General features: G+C 60.8%; 19 protein-coding genes. 11 read left to right on the forward strand and 8 right to left on the reverse strand.

Features of this window, described 5'->3' with window-relative positions:
* Window positions 1-10 precede the first annotated feature (10 nt).
* From Q0601_RS04200 to glyA, 5 genes are read left to right on the forward strand one after another with little or no spacing between them, the layout of a single operon-like run.
* Entirely contained in the window at window positions 11-1,210 is a 1,200-nt protein-coding gene (locus Q0601_RS04200) for a malate--CoA ligase subunit beta (protein WP_305287472.1), read from the forward strand.
* Window positions 1,207-2,088 (forward strand): succinate--CoA ligase subunit alpha, encoded by an 882-nt coding sequence (gene sucD / locus Q0601_RS04205; RefSeq protein ID WP_305287474.1) that lies wholly within the window; start codon window positions 1,207-1,209, stop codon window positions 2,086-2,088. The genes Q0601_RS04200 and sucD overlap by 4 nt, the downstream gene beginning before the upstream one ends.
* A gap of 9 nt (window positions 2,089-2,097) precedes the next feature.
* On the forward strand, window positions 2,098-3,069 hold the full coding sequence (locus tag Q0601_RS04210; RefSeq protein ID WP_305287476.1) for a 2-hydroxyacid dehydrogenase: 972 nt from the start codon (window positions 2,098-2,100) through the stop codon (window positions 3,067-3,069).
* Complete coding sequence (locus tag Q0601_RS04215; RefSeq protein WP_305287479.1) at window positions 3,069-5,735, forward strand: phosphoenolpyruvate carboxylase; 2,667 nt, start codon at window positions 3,069-3,071, stop codon at window positions 5,733-5,735. Before Q0601_RS04210 ends, Q0601_RS04215 begins: the two co-directional genes overlap by 1 nt.
* Window positions 5,736-5,755: 20 nt before the next feature.
* Window positions 5,756-7,051: a serine hydroxymethyltransferase gene (gene glyA / locus Q0601_RS04220; RefSeq protein WP_305287481.1), complete on the forward strand. Its 1,296-nt coding sequence runs from the start codon at window positions 5,756-5,758 to the stop codon at window positions 7,049-7,051.
* Between the two features lie 274 nt (window positions 7,052-7,325).
* Here glyA and Q0601_RS04225 read toward each other — a convergent pair whose 3' ends face one another.
* The 7 genes from Q0601_RS04225 to Q0601_RS04255 are packed head-to-tail and all read right to left on the reverse strand — an operon-like array spanning window position 7,326 to window position 11,668.
* The gene (locus tag Q0601_RS04225; protein ID WP_305287483.1) at window positions 7,326-8,333 is read right to left on the reverse strand and encodes an NAD(P)H-dependent flavin oxidoreductase; all 1,008 of its coding nucleotides are present in this window, start codon (window positions 8,331-8,333) and stop codon (window positions 7,326-7,328) included.
* An 18-nt stretch (window positions 8,334-8,351) separates the two neighbouring features.
* Window positions 8,352-8,633 (reverse strand): hypothetical protein, encoded by a 282-nt coding sequence (locus Q0601_RS04230; RefSeq protein WP_305287486.1) that lies wholly within the window; start codon window positions 8,631-8,633, stop codon window positions 8,352-8,354.
* Complete coding sequence (locus Q0601_RS04235; RefSeq protein ID WP_305287488.1) at window positions 8,630-9,325, reverse strand: hypothetical protein; 696 nt, start codon at window positions 9,323-9,325, stop codon at window positions 8,630-8,632. The genes Q0601_RS04230 and Q0601_RS04235 overlap by 4 nt, the downstream gene beginning before the upstream one ends.
* 57 nt (window positions 9,326-9,382) lie before the next feature.
* Complete coding sequence (locus Q0601_RS04240) at window positions 9,383-10,804, reverse strand: APC family permease (RefSeq protein ID WP_305287490.1); 1,422 nt, start codon at window positions 10,802-10,804, stop codon at window positions 9,383-9,385.
* Window positions 10,805-10,815: 11 nt separating this feature from the next.
* Window positions 10,816-10,983 carry a hypothetical protein gene (locus tag Q0601_RS04245; protein WP_305287492.1) on the reverse strand — a complete coding sequence of 56 codons (168 nt, stop codon included), beginning with the start codon at window positions 10,981-10,983 and terminating at the stop codon, window positions 10,816-10,818.
* A 9-nt stretch (window positions 10,984-10,992) separates the two neighbouring features.
* Window positions 10,993-11,373: a hypothetical protein gene (locus Q0601_RS04250; RefSeq protein ID WP_305287494.1), complete on the reverse strand. Its 381-nt coding sequence runs from the start codon at window positions 11,371-11,373 to the stop codon at window positions 10,993-10,995.
* A 1-nt stretch (window position 11,374) separates the two neighbouring features.
* Window positions 11,375-11,668 carry a hypothetical protein gene (locus Q0601_RS04255; protein ID WP_305287497.1) on the reverse strand — a complete coding sequence of 98 codons (294 nt, stop codon included), beginning with the start codon at window positions 11,666-11,668 and terminating at the stop codon, window positions 11,375-11,377.
* 307 nt (window positions 11,669-11,975) lie between these two features.
* On the opposite strand from Q0601_RS04255, the gene Q0601_RS04260 reads away from it, so the two are divergent.
* The 5 genes from Q0601_RS04260 (at window position 11,976) to glnT (ending at window position 17,058) form a co-directional block, all read left to right on the forward strand.
* Window positions 11,976-12,620 (forward strand): helix-turn-helix domain-containing protein, encoded by a 645-nt coding sequence (locus Q0601_RS04260; protein ID WP_305287499.1) that lies wholly within the window; start codon window positions 11,976-11,978, stop codon window positions 12,618-12,620.
* A 154-nt stretch (window positions 12,621-12,774) separates the two neighbouring features.
* On the forward strand, window positions 12,775-13,662 hold the full coding sequence (locus Q0601_RS04265) for a class II glutamine amidotransferase (protein WP_119746946.1): 888 nt from the start codon (window positions 12,775-12,777) through the stop codon (window positions 13,660-13,662).
* Window position 13,663: 1 nt separating this feature from the next.
* Window positions 13,664-14,347: a GXGXG domain-containing protein gene (locus Q0601_RS04270; RefSeq protein WP_305287504.1), complete on the forward strand. Its 684-nt coding sequence runs from the start codon at window positions 13,664-13,666 to the stop codon at window positions 14,345-14,347.
* A gap of 11 nt (window positions 14,348-14,358) precedes the next feature.
* Complete coding sequence (locus Q0601_RS04275) at window positions 14,359-15,684, forward strand: FMN-binding glutamate synthase family protein (protein ID WP_305287506.1); 1,326 nt, start codon at window positions 14,359-14,361, stop codon at window positions 15,682-15,684.
* A gap of 69 nt (window positions 15,685-15,753) precedes the next feature.
* Complete coding sequence (glnT, locus tag Q0601_RS04280; protein WP_370656090.1) at window positions 15,754-17,058, forward strand: type III glutamate--ammonia ligase; 1,305 nt, start codon at window positions 15,754-15,756, stop codon at window positions 17,056-17,058.
* Window positions 17,059-17,277: 219 nt separating this feature from the next.
* Here the strand turns inward: glnT and Q0601_RS04285 are convergent, their stop codons facing one another.
* Window positions 17,278-18,258: a GlxA family transcriptional regulator gene (locus Q0601_RS04285; RefSeq protein WP_305287509.1), complete on the reverse strand. Its 981-nt coding sequence runs from the start codon at window positions 18,256-18,258 to the stop codon at window positions 17,278-17,280.
* 125 nt (window positions 18,259-18,383) lie between these two features.
* Here Q0601_RS04285 and Q0601_RS04290 point away from each other — a divergent pair, with 125 nt between their 5' ends.
* On the forward strand, window positions 18,384-19,634 hold the full coding sequence (locus Q0601_RS04290; protein ID WP_305287511.1) for a sarcosine oxidase subunit beta family protein: 1,251 nt from the start codon (window positions 18,384-18,386) through the stop codon (window positions 19,632-19,634).
* The last annotated feature ends 6 nt before the right edge of the window (window positions 19,635-19,640 follow it).

The following is a 19,640-nucleotide window of genomic DNA, read 5'->3' on the forward strand; positions in this document are numbered from 1 at the left end:
AGGAGCAAAGATGGATATCCATGAATATCAGGCCAAGGAAATTCTCAGCAATTTCGGTGTGGCCGTCCCGCAGGGCGCGTTAGCCTATAGCCCGGAACAGGCGGCTTACCGCGCCCGCGAGATGGGCGGCAGCCGCTGGGTGGTCAAGGCACAGGTGCATGCCGGAGGACGGGGCAAGGCCGGTGGCGTCAAGGTCTGCGACAGCGATGCCGAGATTCAGTCCGCGACCGAAGGCATGTTTGGGCAGAAGCTGATCACGCATCAGACCGGCCCGGAAGGCAAGGGCATCTACCGTGTCTATGTCGAGGCGGCGGTGCCGATCGAACGCGAGATTTATCTGGGTTTCGTCCTGGACCGCGCCAGCCAGCGGGTGATGATTGTCGCCAGCGGCGAGGGCGGGATGGAGATCGAGGATATCTCGGCCGAGCGTCCCGACAGTATCGTTCGCGCGACGGTGGAGCCCGCCGTCGGGTTGCAGGAATTTCAGTGCCGCGAGATCGCCTTTGCCCTGGGAATCGCGCCGGGTATGGTTCAGCAGATGGTGCGCACGCTTCAGGGCTGCTATCGCGCCTTCCGCGACCTTGATGCCACCATGGTCGAGGTCAACCCGCTGGTGATTACCGGCGACGGCCGCATTCTGGCGCTTGATGCCAAGATGACCTTCGATGACAACGCACTGTTCCGGCATCCGCAGATCTCGGAACTGCGTGACAAGTCGCAGGAAGATCCGCGCGAATCCCGTGCCGCCGATCGGGGGCTGTCCTATGTCGGACTGGACGGCAATATCGGCTGTATCGTCAACGGTGCAGGTTTGGCGATGGCAACGATGGACACGATCAAGCTGGCCGGTGGCGAACCCGCGAATTTTCTGGATATCGGCGGCGGGGCCACGCCCGAGCGGGTGGCCAAGGCGTTCCGGTTGGTGATGTCGGACAAGAATGTGCAGGCGATCCTTGTCAATATCTTTGCGGGGATCAACCGCTGTGACTGGGTGGCAGAAGGCGTCGTGCAGGCATTGCGCGAAAATCCGGTGGATGTGCCTGTCGTGGTGCGTCTGGCCGGCACCAATGTCGAGGAAGGCCAGAAGATTCTTGCGCAAAGCGGGTTGCCGCTGATCCGCGCGACAACGCTGAACGAAGCAGCCGAGCGGGCAGTTGCCGCCTGGCAAAGCGATATGAAGACCAATTCCAATCTGAGGGCCGTCCAATGAGCATTTTTCTGGATCGCGATACCAAGATCATCGTTCAGGGGATCACCGGCAAGATGGCCCGGTTCCATGCGCGCGAGATGGTTGAATACGGCTCGAACGTGGTGGGCGGCGTCGTGCCCGGCAAGGGCGGTGAGACAGTAGAGGGCGTGCCGGTCTTCAATACCGTCAAGGAAGCCGTCGCCGAAACCGGGGCAGAGGCCACGCTGGTCTTCGTGCCGCCTCCGGCTGCTGCCGACGGGATCATGGAGGCGGCGGATGCCGGTATCCGCTATTGTGTCTGCATCACCGACGGCATTCCCGCGCAGGACATGATCCGCGTCAAGCGCTACATGTACCGCTATCCTAAGGAACGGCGCATGGTGCTGACCGGCCCGAATTGCGCCGGGACGATCAGCCCGGGCAAAGCTTTGCTGGGCATCATGCCGGGCCATATCTATCTGCAGGGCAATGTCGGCATCATCGGGCGCTCGGGCACATTGGGTTACGAAGCGGCGGCGCAGTTGAAAGAGCGCGGCATCGGTGTCTCGACCAGTGTCGGCATCGGCGGCGATCCGATCAACGGGTCCTCGTTCAGGGATATTCTGGAGCAATTCGAGAATGACGACGAGACGCATCTGATCTGCATGATCGGCGAGATTGGTGGCCCGCAAGAGGCCGAGGCGGCAGAATATATCCGCGGTCACGTCAGCAAGCCGGTGGTGGCCTATGTCGCGGGCCTGACCGCGCCAAAGGGGCGGACCATGGGGCATGCGGGTGCGATCATCTCGGCCTTTGGCGAAAGCGCCAGCGAGAAGGTCGAAATCCTCAGTGCCGCAGGCGTGACCGTTGCCGAAAACCCGGCTGTCATCGGCGAGACCATCGCCCGCGTCATGCAATAGGAGGGGGCGATGGCAAAACCCAAGATTCTCGTCACCCGGCGCTGGCCCGAGGCTGTCGAAGCGCAGCTATCGGAATTGTTCGATACGGATCTCAATACATCGGACAAGCCTATGACGCCGGAAGATTTCAAGGCGGCATTGCAGAATTATGACGCGGTGCTGCCCACGGTGACCGACAAGATCGGGGCGCCTGCGCTGGAACTGGCAAAACCGCAGACGCGGATCCTTGCCAATTACGGGGTCGGGTACAGCCATATCGATCTGGATCGGGTCGGGCAGCATGGCATGGTCGTGACTAACACGCCGGATGTGCTTAGCGAATGCACCGCCGATCTGGCGATGACGCTTCTGCTGATGGTGGCCCGCCGCGCCGGAGAGGGCGAGCGTGAATTGCGCGCGGGGGACTGGACGGGATGGCGGCCGACGCATCTGGTCGGCACCAAGGTCTCGGGCAAGACGTTGGGCATCATCGGCTATGGCCGGATCGGGCGGCAGATGGCCCGGCGGGCGCATCATGGTTTCGGCATGAAGATCCTGGCCTATAACCGCAGCAGGGTCGCGCCCGATATCCTTGCGCAATGCGATGCCACGCAAGTCGACAGCATCGATGAGTTGATGCCGCAATGCGATTTCATCTCGCTGCATTGTCCCGGCGGGGCGGAAAACCGGCATCTGATCAATGCCGACCGGCTGAACCTGATGCGGCCTGACGCCTTCCTGATCAACACCGCCCGAGGAGAAGTCATCGACGAAATGGCCCTGTCGCAATCGCTGTGGTTCGAGACCATCGGCGGTGCGGCGCTTGACGTGTTCGACGGAGAGCCGAACATCAACCCGGCGCTGCGGAATTGCGAGAAGCTGGTGATGTTGCCACATCTGGGTAGCGCCACCCGCGAGGCCCGCGAGGCGATGGGCTTTCGCGTTCTCGACAATTTGCGTGATTTCTTCGATGGCCGCGAACCGCGCGACAGGGTGAATTGATGCAAGGGGATCCCGCTTATATCGATTCCGGACGGCCGGATGAGGCGGACTGTTCCTATGCAGGCGGGTTGCGCATGGAATTGCGCCGGTTATGGCAGAATGTCATCGCCCGCCGCGCGCCCGCCATCCTGCCACTATTGTCGGGCGATTGCGGGGACTTGCCGGAAGGCGATGATCTCACCTCTTATCTTCAGGGGCTAAATATCTGGTTTCAGCTTCTGAAGATTGTCGAAGAGAACGCGGCCATGCGCGCGCGGCGCATGACCGAAACGCGCGAGGGGCCAGCGGCGGTCGATGGCAGCTTTGCAAAGGTGCTGCAAGGTTGCGCCGATATGCCGCCAGAGCTTTTCCGGCAGGTCGCCGGCGAACTTTCCGTGGGCGTCACCCTGACCGCCCATCCGACCGAGGCCAAGCGGGTGACGGTTCTGGAAATCCACCGGCGCATCTATCGGGCGCTGGTGACACTTGAAACGCAACGCTGGACACCCCGGGAACGGGCTCGGCTTCTGGCCGATATCGAAAGCGAGATCGATCTGCTTTGGCTGACCGGCGAGTTGCGGCTAAAGCGCCCGTCTCCGATCGATGAGATCGACTGGGGGCTGCAATTCTTTCGCGACAGTCTGTTCGATGCGATGCCAGACCTGTTCCGGCAATTCAATGACGCGGTAGCCGATTGCTTTGGCCATGCCGAGGATTTCCGGCCCTGCCTGCATTTTCATTCCTGGATCGGTGGCGATCGTGATGGCAATCCCAATGTCACGATAGAGACCACTCGGGCCGCATTGGCGCGCAACAAGGCGGCGATCCTCGATAAATATCTGGCCGTGCTTGCGGTGGCGGCACGGCATCTGAGCATCAGCAGCTCGATTTCACGTCTGCCCGATGCGGCGCAGGAACGGTTGACCAAGGTAATCGAAGCTGCGCCGCCGGAAGGCGGGGACGAATATCGCAATCCGGGCGAACTGTTCCGTCAGGCAATAAGCGCGATGCAGCGGCGCATCAAAGCCCTGCGCGAGGGCGATGGTCCCGCCTATGCCCATGTAGGGGAATTCACCGCCGAGCTTCGTTCGGTCGAGGCCGCTCTGGCGGCGATCGACGCCGATGGTCTGGCTGCCCGTCTGATCCGCCCTATCCGCTGGCTGGCCGAAGTCTTCGGATTTCGGATCGTCACGCTGGATGTCAGGCAGAATTCGTCGGTCACGACGCAGGTTCTGGCGGAAATCTGGGATTTGAACCGCACCGCTCCCAGTTATGGCACGGTGGAATGGTCAACGCGATTGCGAACCGAGCTGGCAGGAGCCGGGCTGCCCTGGATCGACCGCGAGCGGCAAAGCCCGCAGGCACGCGAATTGCTTGATTTGCTTGTGCTGATGCACAAGACCCGGTTCAGCGTCGATCCGCAGGCAATGGGACCATTCATTCTGTCGATGACCCGGTCCTGCGACGATCTGCTGGGGGTGTTCCTGCTGGCTCGTTATGCCGGATTCGGCGCCGAGCGGCTTGATCTGCGTGTCGTGCCGCTGTTCGAAACCATCGACGACCTGCGTGCCGCGCCGCAGATATTAGACGAATTGCTGCGCGTTCCCCTGGCCCGGCGCAGCCTGACGGCGGGAAACAGCCGGATCGAAATCATGCTGGGCTATTCCGACAGCAACAAGGATGGCGGTTTCTTCTGCTCCAACTGGGAGCTGGAAAAGGCGCAGCGCAGCATTACCCGTGTCTTGGCCGCGCATGATCTTGTGCCGGTCTTCTTCCATGGTCGCGGCGGTTCGGTCAGCCGTGGCGGAGCGCCGACCGAGCGTGCTATCGCGGCCCAGCCACGCGGCACCATCAACGGCCAGCTTCGCACCACCGAACAGGGCGAGGTGGTTTCTTCGAAATTCGCCAATCGCGGCACCGCGCAAAACGAGCTGGAATTGCTGGTTTCCTCGGTTCTGGGGCAATCGCTGAAAACGAAACCCGACCCGGCCCGCCCGGAGTTCAACGACACGTTCGAGGCCCTGTCGGGCATGTCGCAAACCGCCTACAGCACCCTGCTGCACGCGCCCGGTTTCATCGATTATTTCCAGCAGGCCAGCCCTGTCGAGGAATTGGCGATGCTGAAGATGGGATCGCGCCCGGCACGTCGGTTCGGGGCGCAAAGCCTTGACGATCTGCGGGCAATCCCATGGGTCTTTGCATGGTCGCAGAACCGCCATCTGATCACCGGCTGGTATGGTTTCGGCTCGGCCGTAAGTTCGTTTCGTCGGTATCGCGGGGAAGCGGGGGACGAGTTGCTGCACAAGATGTTCAGCAAATCCCGGCTGTTTCGCCTGATCGTGGACGAGGTCGAGAAATCGCTGTTTCAGGTGGATATGCGAATTGCCGGCAAATACGCCGCTCTGGTGTCCGATCAGATGATCCGCGACGAGATTTTCGGCCGCATCCGGCAGGAATACGAACAAAGCTGCGCCGCGATTCGGTTCCTGAATCAGGGTGCCGAGATCGGGGCGCGCTTTCCCAACATGGCGACCCGTTTCGACCGGGTTCAGCACGATCTGAGCCGGGTCCACGAACTTCAGATCACTTTGCTGCGCGGGATACGTTGCGGTTCGGAACGCGGCCTGTCAGTGCCGCTGATGCAATCGATGAACAGTATTTCGGCGGCGCTTGGCTGGACCGGATAGAGAGCAACAGGAGAAATGACATGAACGAACAGCAATTGATTTCCGGCTTCTTCACCGAAGATCTTTCCGCAAGGGACCCGCAGATTTTCGACGCGATCGAGAAAGAACTGGGCCGCCAGCGGGACGAGATCGAACTGATCGCGTCCGAAAATATTGTCAGCCGTGCCGTGATGCAGGCGCAGGGCTCGGTGATGACCAATAAATATGCCGAGGGTTATCCGGGCCGGCGCTATTACGGCGGCTGCCAGTTCGTGGATATCGCCGAAAATCTTGCGATTGACCGGGCAAAGCAGCTTTTCGGTTGCGGCTTTGCCAATGTGCAGCCGAATTCGGGCAGTCAGGCCAATCAGGGGGTCTTTCTGGCGCTGTGCAAGCCGGGCGATACGATCATGGGGATGAGCCTTGACGCGGGCGGCCACCTGACGCACGGCGCCGCTCCGAACCAGTCGGGAAAATGGTTCAATGCGGTGCAATACGGTGTGCGCAAACAGGACAACATGATCGATTACGATCAGGTCGAGACGCTGGCGAAAGAACATCAGCCAAAGCTCATCATCGCTGGCGGCAGCGCGATTCCCCGGCAGATCGATTTCGCCCGGATGCGGCAGATCGCGGATCAGGTCGGCGCTTATCTGCTTGTGGATATGGCCCATTTCGCGGGGCTGGTGGCCGCGGGCGAACATCCCAGCCCTTTCCCGCATGCGCATGTCGCCACCACGACCACGCATAAGACCCTGCGCGGCCCGCGCGGCGGGATGATCCTGACCAATGACGAGGCAATCGCGAAAAAGGTGAACTCGGCGATCTTCCCCGGCCTTCAGGGCGGACCGTTGATGCATGTGATCTCGGCCAAGGCCGTTGCGTTCGGCGAGGCGCTTCAGCCGTCGTTCAAGACCTATATCCGTCAGGTGATCACCAATGCGCAGGCATTGAGCGATCAGTTGATCAAGGGCGGTCTGGACACGGTGACGCATGGCACCGATACGCATGTGGTGCTTGTCGACCTGCGCCCCAAGGGTGTGACCGGCAAGGCGACCGAGGCCGCGCTTGGCCGTGCGCATATCACCTGCAACAAGAACGGCGTGCCTTTCGACCCGGAACAACCCACCGTGACCAGCGGCATCCGGCTTGGCAGCCCGGCCGGCACGACCCGTGGCTTCGGCGAGACCGAATTCCGCCAGATCGCGGATTGGATCATCGAGGTGGTGGACGGTCTGGTGGCCAATGGCGAAGATAGCAACGGCGAGGTCGAGGCGCAGGTCAAGGCCAAGGTTGCCGATCTTTGCCAGCGCTTTCCGGTCTATCCGGGGCTTTGATCCTCTGGTGACAGTGCAACAACTTGCCAGCGCCGTTCCGCATTAACGTAAAGCAAAGCGGAACGGCGCTGCCGTTTCTTCCGCCCGGGAGCGGGGGCCGGAGACCCGCCGGGCGGTGCCCGACCGCCCCTTTGGCGGGCGTTCGGGTGAGGTTATCCTGTGGATTCAGCGTCATGCGGGGGTACAGGATAAAGGGCAGGCTACCATTGCTGTAATGCCCACCCTGCGGTCGGGCGCTGCCCGGCTCTGCAAGTTTGCTGAACCTAGGCTGCTGTCAGGATTTCATTGGCTTCAGTTCCTGCCGCGCCGTCATGGCCATATCGCGAAGACGCCCCCCCGCAGGCATGATATCCTTGATCGCGCCGGAGCCCTGGCCGGCAAACAGCGCCATGGCCTCCAGATCGCCGGTTGTCGTTCGCAAAGGTGAATCGGTGCTGAAGCGCAGGCGGGGCTGGGTATCGTCCCAGGCGATGGCTTCGCGGGGCAGGGTGGCGGGATCATGACCGAAATAGCGGCCTTGCAGTGCCTCGGTCACGCTGTTGGCGATCACCCGCACGGCGGCACCCTTGGGCCAGTTCAGCACGAAGGCATCAGTCAGGATCGTGTCCTCGCCAGTGGCGCTGGTCACACGGGTTTTGTGATAGTCATGAGCAAAGGATTCATCTGTGGCCAGAAAGGCGGTGCCGCATTGCACGCCGTCCAGTCCGGCCATAAGCGCGGTGGCCAGATCGCGGCCGGTCGATATGCCGCCCGCGAGAGCGACGGGCAGCTTGCTGCCGGCGCGAACCGAGCGGGCAAGTTCCAGCCCGGCGCTGCGGCCATGCACATGACCGCCCGCTTCGACACCCTGCGCGATCAGAACATCCACCCCGGCCTTTTCGGCCTTGGAGGCGGCGTCGAGCGTGCCGACCTGATGCAAAACCAGACATCCGGCTGCTTTCACGCGTTCGATGATCTCGGGCATGACATCCCAGAAGAAGGAAAAGGCATCGATGCCCAGATCGAGGCAGCATTGAATCTGGGCGTCCAGCAGCTCGGGATCGGTTGCCGAGGGGATCAAATTGACCGCAAAGGGGCGATCGGTCGCGGCGCGAAGGGCCTTGATCTCGGATGCGATCAGGGCGGGATCTTCGCGGACCATTCCAAGCGTCGCGTAACCTCCGGCTTCGGCGATAGCGGCGGCGAGTTCCCATCTTGCGACACCGCCCATACCCGCCAGCAGGATCGGAAGCTCGCAGCCAAGCAGATCGCAAAGAGGCGTATGGAGGGGATCTTTGGTCATGTCTTCTGTCCTGCTCATTCAGCTGCCCCGGTGTTGCCAGACCGCATATCGAATGCGGGCGTGGCGATAGGCATCGAATATCGCCATCGCATAGACAAAAACACCGCCCGAGAATTTACCCAGAAGCGATACATCCGGCGCTGCGGTCTTGAGCGTATAACCTCCCAGCAGGAACATGAAGAACAGAAACAGCAGGCCACGGAAAGGCTGCCGGTTCAGCACCTGTCCGACGCCGGGCAGGATGATGGCCACGGCAAGGACCAGATAGGGGTTCGGGGGGCGATGGGATACGGGTTTCATGCGGCGCGCCGGGAATCGTCCAGGCCGTAATGCTCGATATCGGCCTTGATTGCTTGCAGACGCTCCAGCACCGGGGCGATCTGGTCGGGTGAAACCGGCGTCCGGCCCATCTCGGCATCCCGGAAGAGCAGGTAGCGTGCGCGATCCGCCTCTTCCGCCAGGAATACGATGCGCAGGCCCATTGGTGAAATCACCAGTTCCTTGATCCGGGGATTGTCGAACAGGGACAGATGCGGGGCAAGCAGTTCCTCGGGCAGCAGGTGGTGGGGATCGTCGGTGCGGATCGCGCAATCCCGGGGGAAGCCGTCGGGGATCGCGATCTGGTCCGGCAGGCGGTGAAAGCCCGAGAAGGGCTCGACCCCGGTAGGCCGGATCATCAGGTTGAAGGTGGAAAGCACCGGCAGCGGGCCGGGCAGGGTGACCAGTACCCACAGAGCAGGCAGCTTGCGGAAAGTCAGCGTATCCGGGACGACCTGCAGATCGGCCATGCTGTTTCCGTATTTCCCCGAAAGGCGCGGAAAGCCCGTTGCGCATCGGCTCAGGCGAGGTGCGGAGAACAGCGATCGGCAGTGATCGAAATAGGCAAGCCGCGACAGGCGTCGCGCATGCGCCGCGCGGATGCTTTGGCGGGCAAGCATCGCGACGCCCGCACCCGCCACGATCAGCAGAAGGGTCAGCCCGTAATTCTGCATGGTGGTGGCCTCCGGTTTGATCCTGCCGCCAGAGGGAGAACCGGCGGCAGGCGGGTTTCAGTATCCCTGCGGCTTGGGCCAGGGCATGGTGAATTGCGCGGCCCGCTGCACGAAGCGATAGCGCCGGAAGTGGAACCACAGCGACACGACGATATAAAAGGCGATCATCGCGACAAGCTGGGTGCCGTAGCCAAGGAACACCGCGAAGAAGGTGATCCCGCACAGGCACAGTAGCACGATGGCCGGAATCGGATGGAACGGATGCTCATATCCGCGCTTGATCGTGTCCAGCGGCCATTTGCGGCGGAACATGATTACGTTCAGCGGCATGAAGGTATATTCCAGCAGCCCCGACAGGATCGAGAAGGTGATGACCTGATCCAGCGGTGCGCCAAGCGCGAAGATCAGCGCGATCGGCACAAGGAAGATGATCGAGCGGTAAGGCGTCCGGTAAACCGGATGCACCGCGCCGAACCACGAGGGCAGATAGTGATCGCGGCCCATTGCGAACCATGCCCGCGAGGCATCGTTGATGCAGCCATTGGCCGAGGCCAGCGTGGCGAACAGCGTGCCGATGCCCAGCAGCACCGTCAATGCGGTCGAGCCCGACATTCTTGCCGCGTCGAACAGCGGGGCGCCCGACTGACCAAGATATTCCCACGGCATCAGTCCGACGCAGAGATACCATGTCAGCGTTGCCGCGATGGCCAGCGTCATGACGCCCGCCAATGTGCCGAAAGGCAGGGAACGGCTGGGCGAACGAACCTCTTCCGCCGCCTGACAGGTGCCTTCGATCCCCAGATAGAACCACAGCCCGAAATGCATCGCCGCCAGAACACCCAGCCAGCCATAGGGCAGGTCGGTCATCAGTTCGGCATGTTTTAGCGGGCTTTCACCGAACAGCGGCGAAGTGGCCAGAAACAGGATCAGGATCGCCGTGAATGCGAAGGCTGTGATGACAAGGTTGAATGTCAGCGTTGCAAGCACACCGCGATAATTCAGCCATGCCAGAAACATGATCGCCAGCACGATAAAGGGTTGCGGGTTGAGACCCTCGTGCCCGGTCATGCCTGCCACGGTTTCGACCAGAAAGCCCACGGTGATGGCGTTCGCGGCTTCCAGCATTGTATAGGCGAAGACCAGATACAGGCCGACATTGAATGCCATCAGTGGCCCGATGATATGTTTGGCCTGCGTGTATTGTCCGCCAGCGGCGGCGACGGTCGACGTGACCTCGCTGTCGATCATGGCGACGCAGCTATAAAGGATCCCCGCGAACCAGCAGGCGATCAGGGCCGCATAGGCGCCGCCTTTGCCGACTGCGAAATTCCATCCCATATATTCGCCGACAAGCACGATGCCCACGCCAAGCGCCCAGATATGGGCCGGCCCCAGGACCCTGAGAAGCCCCCCGTTCTGTGTTGGCGCGGCTTCGCTTGCTTCGGCGGTGCCGGGCGTATTTCTTGTTATATCCGACATATGCGCATTCCTTATAGCTCGTGCTGTTCGGTAATCGCCTCAAGCTGCCCCTCACGCGACGAGGTGAGTTCTTCCTCGCTGTAGCGGCTGTCGGTCTTGAGCCAGTCGGTAACGATATAGATGCCGAGCAATGCCGAGAGTGCCCAGGCGGCATATTCGGCGAAATCCCAGATTTGCATGTCTATCCCCTATTCCTCACCAAATTTCTCGGCGATGACGTCGCGATATTCCTTTTCCGACAGCTTCAGCATCATGGTGTAGTAGCCAAGAACCGTGACGATCACGGCGATCAGGGCGAAAAAGCTGAAGGAATAGTCGAATCTGGCGGTGATCAGCGGCGCTGCCGCTTCGGCATCGGCAAAGCCCAGCTTTGCCCATTGCTCAACCATCGTGGCGTTCTGCTGAAGGCTTTCCCAGCTTGGCGCGTCTACCGTGTCATGCAACTGCGCGCTGCCCGCCAGACCCAGCCATAGCGGAATGTAAAGGGCGCCTACGGTCAGGGCCAGCAAGACGATAACGTCGAATATCTGTCCCAGCTTGCTTTGCTGCGGAGGCGTATATCGTGCCATGTCACACGCCCCTTCCCTTGGCCCGGGCGGCGTCCAGAAACTTGATGTCCAGCCCGTACATGAAATCCCGGTCCTCGCGGTAATGGCGCAGCATCGCCAGAATGGCTGCCGTATTGAACAGCAATACGGTCGCTCCTCCGATCAGCAGAACGATGCGTGCGGTGCTGCTGGGGGCCAATGACCACGTGGCGATGGCGACAAAAATGATTGCAAACCACAATCCGATGACGAATGCCCATGCCACGATGATATCACGTCGATGCATGGCTATGATTCGTTCAGTGAGATCAGACATAGCGCTCCTCCCTATGTTGATTCTCCACGGAAAACCGCCAGAACGGCGACCCCTGTCGTTCCGTGGAATTCTAGTCCCGGCGCAGGGTTTCGATTCTGCATATAAAACACTTTTGCATGCTTTGTGATCAAGAAAAAATTTACGAAAAAGAAAAAATACTTCCTGCACGGCAACTTTTAGACGGGCGAAAATCGCATCACAGGTTTCTAAATGCCGGGAAACAGTCCTATAAGGGTATAGGGCGAGATTTGGCTATTTTTCGCCGATCTGGCATTTTGAGATCAAAGCACCTGCAGGGAAATAAATTATGACCAAGATTGCGCCCGCCGAGATCAAGCTTACCCAGGATCCCCACGCCCTGCGTGAAACCCGTGAAAAGAACCTTGAGGTTGCCATCGGCCGGCAGGTCCGGGAATTGCGCAAGCGTCAACGCATGACTGGGTCCGAACTGGCCAATCAGGCCGGACTGTCCGTAGGGATGCTGTCGAAGATAGAAAACGGCGTAATCTCACCGTCGCTGACCACTTTGCAGACGCTTGCCAATGCCTTGCGGGTGCCGCTGGTGCAGCTGTTCTCGGGGTATGACGAGCCACGCGGGGCAATGCATGTGAAATCCGGCGCCGCTGTCGAGGTGGAACGGGCAGGGACCCGGGCGGGGCATCAATATCACCTGCTGGGGCATATCGGGTCGAATGATTCGGGTGTTGTGGTCGAGCCCTACATGATCGTTCTGAGTACGACGAGCGACCGTTTCCCGACATTCCAGCATGAGGGGATCGAACTGATCTACATGCTGGAAGGGCATCTGGGTTACCGGCATGGCGACCGGATCTACGACATGGAGCCGGGCGACAGCCTGCTGTTTGACGCTGACGCGCCGCATGGGCCGGAAGTGATGCATCAATTGCCGATTCGCTACCTGTCGATCATCACCTATCCGCAAGCCAGGTAAGCGGCGAAAACGATCGGCTCGCCGAAACTTTGCAAGCGGTCAGACGCAGCAAAAACCGGCGAAAAGCGCGTATCGTAAAAAATATCTTGTCAGGCAATAAATTTTCCTATTAGTTAATCCGGGAGGGATTTATCCAATCTGAACGGAGGTGACTATGTGTGGCATTGTTGGCCTGTTTCTGAAGAAGGACGATTTGCGTCCGCGTCTAGGGGATCTTCTGACGGATATGCTGATCACCATGACCGATCGTGGCCCGGACAGTGCCGGAATCGCGATCTATGGGGATGCAGCCGATGGTCTGAAGATGACCATTCAATCCGCAACGCCGGATGAGCATTTCGACGGGTTGGAAGAGACCCTGACAGCGCTTTTGCGTGCGCCTGTCCGGATGCGGGTGATCGATACCCATGCTGTCCTGACCCTGCCCGAGGGCAGCGAGGCCGAAGTGCGCGCCTTCATGGCGGAAAAGGGTATCCGCGTCATGGGCGTGGGCGATTCGATGGAGATTTTCAAGGAAGTCGGCCTGCCCAAGGACGTGGCCGCACGCTTTGGCATCCGCCAGATGGCAGGCAGTCACGGCATCGGCCATACCCGCATGGCGACGGAAAGCGCGGTGACCACGCTTGGCGCGCATCCTTTCTCGACCGACGAGAATCAGTGCCTTGTCCATAACGGGTCGCTGTCGAATCACAACCGGATGCGCCGGGAACTGGCGCGCAAGGGTTTTGCGCCGCAGACCGAAAACGATACCGAGGTGGCGGCCTGCTATATCTCGTCCCGTCTGGCCGAAGGCGCCAATCTGGGCGAGGCGCTGGACGGTACGCTGCAGGATCTGGACGGCTTCTTCACCTTTGTCGTCGGCACCAAGAACGGCTTCGGTGTGGTGCGTGATCCGATCGCCTGCAAACCGGCGGTGATGGCCGAAACCGAGGATTATGTCGCTTTCGGTTCGGAATACCGTGCATTCGCCGGCCTGCCCGGCATCGAAACGGCCCGCGTCTGGGAACCCGAACCCGCCACCGTTTACTTCTGGGAGCGCTGATATGCAGACCATCGACATGGCCTCGACCGAACTGCGCGAGCTGAACTCTACATTGCAGGCTCAGTCCAAGAAAACCGATGACGCCGAATGGGTGATCGAAAACACCCGCGGCGCGCATGCGCTGGCCGTCGGACTGGACGCGCCGATCAAGGTGACCGTCAAGGGCTCGACCGGCTATTACTGCGCCGGGATGAACAAGCAGGCCGATGTGCATGTGACCGGCTCGGTTGGGCCGGGCGTGGCCGAGAACATGATTTCCGGCTCGGTGATCGTCGAAGGCGACGCCAGTCAATATGCCGGGGCGACCGGGCATGGCGGGTTGCTGGTGATCAAGGGCAATGCCAGTTCACGCTGCGGGATCTCGATGAAGGGGATCGATATCGTGGTGCATGGCAATGTCGGCCATATGTCGGCCTTCATGGCGCAATCGGGCAATTTGGTCATCCTGGGCGATGCCGGCGATGCCTTGGGCGACAGCCTGTATGAGGCGCGCCTGTTCGTGCGCGGCAAGGTAAAATCGCTTGGGGCGGATTGTATCGAGAAAGAGATGCGGCCCGAACATCTGGAATTCCTGGCCGATATCCTGAAACGCGCCGGAGCCGATGCGAAACCCGAAGAGTTCAAGCGCTATGGCTCTGCTCGCAAGCTTTACAATTTCAACGTCGACCACGCAGACGAATACTGAGGAGAAGGCCGATGGACAAGACACCGCAAACCCTGCCGCGGCAGAACTGGACCTTCTCGAATGAGATCAATTCGGAAATCCGCCGTGCTGCCGCCACTGGTATCTATGATATCCGCGGAGGAGGAGCCAAACGCCGGGTGCCGAATTTCGACGATCTGCTGTTTCTCGGCGCGTCGATCAGCCGCTATCCGCTGGAAGGTTATCGCGAAAAATGTGAAACTTCCGTCACGCTTGGCACCCGTTTCGCCAAGAAACCGATCGAGCTGAAAATCCCGATCACCATTGCCGGCATGTCCTTTGGCGCGCTGTCGGCCCATGCCAAAGAGGCATTGGGGCGTGGCGCGACCGCTGCCGGAACCTCAACCACGACCGGCGATGGCGGCATGACCGATGAAGAACGCGGTCATTCGGAAAAGCTGGTTTATCAGTATCTTCCTTCGCGCTATGGCATGAACCCGGACGATCTTCGCCGCGCGGACGCCATCGAGGTGGTGGTCGGGCAGGGCGCGAAACCCGGCGGTGGCGGCATGTTGCTGGGCCAGAAGATCACCGAGCGGGTCGCGAAGATGCGCAATCTGCCGATCGGGATCGACCAGCGTTCGGCCTGCCGTCATCCGGACTGGACCGGCCCCGACGATCTGGAGATCAAGATCCTCGAGATCCGCGAGATCACCAACTGGGAAAAGCCGATCTATATCAAGATCGGTGGCGCGCGTCCCTATTACGACACCGCGCTGGCGGTGAAGGCGGGGGCCGATGTGGTCGTTCTTGACGGCATGCAGGGCGGAACGGCGGCGACGCAGGATGTGTTCATCGAACATGTCGGCCAGCCGACGCTGGCCTGTATCCGTCCTGCGGTGAAAGCGCTGCAGGATCTGGGGATGCATCGCAAGGTGCAGCTTGTCGTCTCAGGCGGCATCCGTGGTGGGGCCGATGTCGCCAAGGCACTGGCGCTTGGCGCCGATGCGGTGGCGATCGGAACGGCCGCACTGATCGCGCTTGGCGACAACGATCCGCGCTGGGAAGAGGAGTACCAGAAGCTGGGCACCACCACTGGCGCCTATGACGACTGGCATGAAGGGCGCGATCCGGCAGGGATCACCACGCAGGATCCGGAACTGATGAAGCGGCTGGACCCGGTTGCTGCCGGGCGCCGTCTTCGCAACTATCTTGCCGTGATGACGCTGGAATGCCAGACGCTTGCCCGTGCCTGCGGCAAAAGCCATGTCCATAACCTCGAACCCGAGGATCTCTGCGCGCTCACCATCGAGGCGGCGGCAATGGCCGGTGTGCCACTGGCGGGAAGCAACTGGATCCCCGGGCAATCCGGGTTCTGATCTTCCTTAGAAGGGCGGGGCAGGAACCCCGCCCCGGGGACTCATATATTCGCAACAAGGGAACCATTGATGACAAATCTTGCCACCTTCGCCCGTGAGAACGGGATCAAGTATTTCATGATTTCCTATACCGATCTGTTTGGCAGCCAGCGAACCAAGCTGGTGCCGACATCGGCGATCGGGGATATGCAAAAGGACGGTGCGGGGTTCGCGGGTTTTGCGACATGGTTCGACCTGACCCCAGCCCATCCCGACATGCTGGCTATGCCGGATCCTTCGGCGGTGATCCAGTTGCCGTGGAAGAAAGAGGTGGCATGGGTTGCCGCCAGTTGCATGATGGAAGGTACAGATCTGGCCCAGGCGCCGCGCAACGTGCTGCAGAAGCTGGTCAAGGAGGCCGCCGATATGGGCCTGACCGTCAAGACCGGGATCGAGCCGGAATTCCATCTGCTGAACCCCGATGGCACAACCATCGCTGACACTGCCGACACCGCGACCAAACCCTGCTATGACCAGTTGGCGATCATGCGCCGCTACGACATGATTTCCGAGATCTGCGATTATATGGCGGAGTTGGGCTGGGAACCCTATCAGAACGACCACGAGGACGCGAACGGCCAGTTCGAAATGAACTGGATATATGACGATGCGCTGCTGACCGCCGACCGGCACAGCTTTTTCAAGTTCATGGTTCATACCATGGCCGAAAAATACGGGCTGCGTGCGACATTCATGCCCAAGCCGATCATGGGTCTGACCGGCAATGGCTGCCACGCGCATATCTCGGTCTGGGATACCAAGACCGGCGATAACGCCTTTGCCGATGACGACAAGGAACTGGGACTGTCCGAGCGCGGACGCCATTTCCTGGGTGGGATCATGAAGCATGCCTCGGCATTGGCGTTTATCACCAACCCGACCGTGAACAGCTATAAGCGGATCAATGCGCCGCGCACCGCTTCGGGCGCGACATGGGCGCCGAACAGCGTGACCTGGACCGGCAACAACCGCACCCATATGGTCCGCGTCCCCGGCCCGGGCCGGTTCGAATTGCGGCTGCCCGACGGTGCGGTGAATCCCTATCTGCTGCAAGCGGTCATCATCGCGGCCGGTCTGTCGGGGCTGAAATCCAAGGCCGATCCCGGTCCGCGTTCCGATATCGACATGTATGCCGAGGCCTGCGACGTGAAAGATGCGCCGAAACTGCCGCTGAACCTGCTGGACGCGATCCGCACCTATGACGCGGATAAAGAGCTGAAAGCGGCGATGGGCGAGGAGTTCTCGGCCGCCTATATGAAGCTGAAAACCAACGAATGGAACAGCTATTGCTCGCATCTGTCGCAATGGGAGCGTGACAACACCCTCAATATCTGAGCGACGATCCGGGGTTTTCCCCTCTTCTCCTTTCCGGTCGTCTCTCTGACCCGCCGACGGTTCTTCGCCTGTCGGCGGGTTTGAGCGTTTTAGGGAACGGGTTTCGCCATGACCGGGGGCGCTGCCTACGGATCCCGGGATATTTGCGTGAAGAAGCAGGGGTATTCGGGGGCATTTGATATGTGCGGGGGGCACGGTCCACGCTGCCTGTCGCGAAGTTCACCTTCGTTCGGGATGGGATCGGCTGCGCCGGGTCGAGGGCGTATCGCCGAATTGCTCCCGGAATCTGCGCGAGAAATGGCTGCGGGAGGTAAAGCCGGTCGCCAGAGCGATTTCAGCCAGAGGCAGACTGGACTGGGTCAGCAACTCGTCGGCCTTGTCCAGCCGCAGCCGGCGGTAAAGCTGCATCACGCTTTGGCCCATCTGTGCCTGTGTCAACCGCTCAAGCTGGCGGGGGCCGATACCGCAAAGATGGCCCAGATCCTCCAGTCGCAGGGGATCGGCAAGATGGCTGGTCATCAGTTCGATCATTGCTACCAGCGCCGGATGGTGCAGATCGTATTTGCGCGCCGGATCCAGTTGCTGCGGCGCCTCGGCCTCGCGGATGCCGGTATGGATGAACCAGTCGCTGACCGCGCGGGCCAGAGCCGAGCCGTGATCCGCAGCGATCAGCGCATGCATCATATCCAGGGGCGCCATCCCTCCGGCGCAGGTGAAACGGTCGCGGTCGATAACGAACAGTCGCCGTTCTATCAGCGCGTCGGGATAAGTTTCCCGCATCGCGTCGATATGCTGCCAGTGGATCGTGAAGCGGCGCGCGGTCATGATCCCCGCCGCCGCGAGAATGGCCGCCCCGCCCGAGATGCCGCCAAGCGATATGCCGTGCCGCGTCAATCGCCGCAGAAAGGCAAGTACCCGCTCGTCCCGCTGTGCCAGCGGGTCGCCGCCGGCGACGACAAACAGGATGTCGAATCCTTCACCGGCATCAGAGATCGGGATCGTGTGGAATGCCCCGGCACCCGAGCTTTGCATCCAGCCTCCCGGGATCGAAAGGAATTGCAGATCATACAATATCCGACCGCTGAGAAGATTCGCCGCCCGCAACGGCTCGATGGCCGAAGCGGTCGACATCAGCGCGTAATCCGGCAAGAGCAGGAAGCCATAACGGGTCGGAAGATGGGAATCGGTGACGGCTGGCATGACATCTATCGGATTAACGCGGTCAGTTTCGCATGAATGTCCTGTATGGGCAAGGTAATGTCTGTTTCAGGCATGTTTTTTGCGGCATGCTGTGCCAGATTGGGCTGGAACAAGGAGTCTGAGCGATGCATTTTTCCGGCTTTCGCGTCATCAAGGAGGCCCTGACAGGCCATAAGGGATGGAAGCCGCTTTGGCGCAATCCCGAACCGCAATCATCCTATGATTATATCATCGTCGGCGGCGGCGGGCATGGGCTGGCGACGGCTTATTATCTGGCCCGAACCTTTGGTCAGGCGCGTATCGCGGTGCTGGAAAAAGGCTGGTTGGGGCAGGGCAATATCGGGCGGAACACGACGATCATCCGCTCGAATTACATGCTGCCGGGGAACGAGCCCTTCTATGAATTCTCGATGCAATTGTGGGAAGGGCTGGAGCAGGAATTCAATTTCAACGCGATGATCAGCCAGCGCGGCGTGCTGAACCTGTGCCATACGGATGCGCAGCGCGACGCCTTCCGGCGCAGGGGCAACGCGATGCTGCTGGCGGGCGCGGATGCGGAATTGCTGGATGCGGCCGGCGTGCGCGCGATGGCGCCTTTCCTGAATTTCGACAATGCCCGTTTCCCGATCAAGGGCGGGCTGTTGCAGCGCCGGGGCGGCACGGCACGGCATGACGGCGTCGCCTGGGGCTACGCCCGGGGCGCAGATATGCGCGGGGTCGACCTGATCCAGAATTGCGAGGTTACCGGTTTCCGGATCGAGGGTGGCCGCGTTCAGGGGGTCGAGACGTCGCGTGGCTATATCGGCGCGAAAAAGGTGGGCGTCGCCGTTGCCGGGTCCACGGGGCGCGTGATGGCGATGGCGGGGATGCGCCTGCCGATCGAAAGCCATGTGCTGCAGGCCTTCGTGACCGAGGGGCTGAAACCGGTGATCCCGGGCGTGATCACCTTTGGCGCGGGGCATTTCTATGTCAGTCAATCCGACAAGGGCGGGCTGGTCTTCGGCGGAGATATCGACGGGTACAACTCTTATGCCCAGCGCGGCAACCTGCCGGTGATCGAGGATGTGACCGAGGGTGGTATGGCGCTGATGCCGATGATCGGCAGAGCGCGGCTGCTGCGGGTCTGGGGCGGGATCATGGACATGTCCATGGATGGCTCCCCGATTATCGATCACACCGATGTCGAGGGACTCTATCTGAATGCGGGCTGGTGCTATGGCGGCTTCAAGGCGACGCCCGCCAGCGGATATGCCTTTGCGCATCTGCTGGCCAGGGATACGCCACATGATACCGCCAAAGGCTATCGTCTGGACCGTTTCGCACGCGGTTATGTCATTGATGAAAAAGGCGTGGGCGCTGCGCCGAACCTGCATTGAGGTCTT

Origin of the sequence: Paracoccus wurundjeri, assembly GCF_030678915.1 — a bacterium.
Taxonomy (GTDB): Bacteria; Pseudomonadota; Alphaproteobacteria; order Rhodobacterales; family Rhodobacteraceae; genus Paracoccus; species Paracoccus onubensis_A.

Coding starts and splice junctions, on each gene's coding strand:
- Q0601_RS04215 (WP_305287479.1), top strand. CDS start 3,069: ATGCAAGGGGATCCCGCTTATATCGATTCCGGACGGCCGGATGAGGCG.
- Q0601_RS04285 (WP_305287509.1), bottom strand. CDS start 18,258: ATGCCAGCCGTCACCGATTCCCATCTTCCGACCCGTTATGGCTTCCTG.
- Q0601_RS04290 (WP_305287511.1), top strand. CDS start 18,384: ATGCATTTTTCCGGCTTTCGCGTCATCAAGGAGGCCCTGACAGGCCAT.
- glnT (WP_370656090.1), top strand. CDS start 15,754: ATGACAAATCTTGCCACCTTCGCCCGTGAGAACGGGATCAAGTATTTC.
- Q0601_RS04265 (WP_119746946.1), top strand. CDS start 12,775: ATGTGTGGCATTGTTGGCCTGTTTCTGAAGAAGGACGATTTGCGTCCG.
- Q0601_RS04250 (WP_305287494.1), bottom strand. CDS start 11,373: ATGGCACGATATACGCCTCCGCAGCAAAGCAAGCTGGGACAGATATTC.
- Q0601_RS04255 (WP_305287497.1), bottom strand. CDS start 11,668: ATGTCTGATCTCACTGAACGAATCATAGCCATGCATCGACGTGATATC.
- Q0601_RS04260 (WP_305287499.1), top strand. CDS start 11,976: ATGACCAAGATTGCGCCCGCCGAGATCAAGCTTACCCAGGATCCCCAC.
- Q0601_RS04225 (WP_305287483.1), bottom strand. CDS start 8,333: ATGACCAAAGATCCCCTCCATACGCCTCTTTGCGATCTGCTTGGCTGC.
- Q0601_RS04270 (WP_305287504.1), top strand. CDS start 13,664: ATGCAGACCATCGACATGGCCTCGACCGAACTGCGCGAGCTGAACTCT.
- Q0601_RS04230 (WP_305287486.1), bottom strand. CDS start 8,633: ATGAAACCCGTATCCCATCGCCCCCCGAACCCCTATCTGGTCCTTGCC.
- Q0601_RS04240 (WP_305287490.1), bottom strand. CDS start 10,804: ATGTCGGATATAACAAGAAATACGCCCGGCACCGCCGAAGCAAGCGAA.
- Q0601_RS04245 (WP_305287492.1), bottom strand. CDS start 10,983: ATGCAAATCTGGGATTTCGCCGAATATGCCGCCTGGGCACTCTCGGCA.
- Q0601_RS04210 (WP_305287476.1), top strand. CDS start 2,098: ATGGCAAAACCCAAGATTCTCGTCACCCGGCGCTGGCCCGAGGCTGTC.
- Q0601_RS04235 (WP_305287488.1), bottom strand. CDS start 9,325: ATGCAGAATTACGGGCTGACCCTTCTGCTGATCGTGGCGGGTGCGGGC.
- sucD (WP_305287474.1), top strand. CDS start 1,207: ATGAGCATTTTTCTGGATCGCGATACCAAGATCATCGTTCAGGGGATC.
- glyA (WP_305287481.1), top strand. CDS start 5,756: ATGAACGAACAGCAATTGATTTCCGGCTTCTTCACCGAAGATCTTTCC.
- Q0601_RS04200 (WP_305287472.1), top strand. CDS start 11: ATGGATATCCATGAATATCAGGCCAAGGAAATTCTCAGCAATTTCGGT.
- Q0601_RS04275 (WP_305287506.1), top strand. CDS start 14,359: ATGGACAAGACACCGCAAACCCTGCCGCGGCAGAACTGGACCTTCTCG.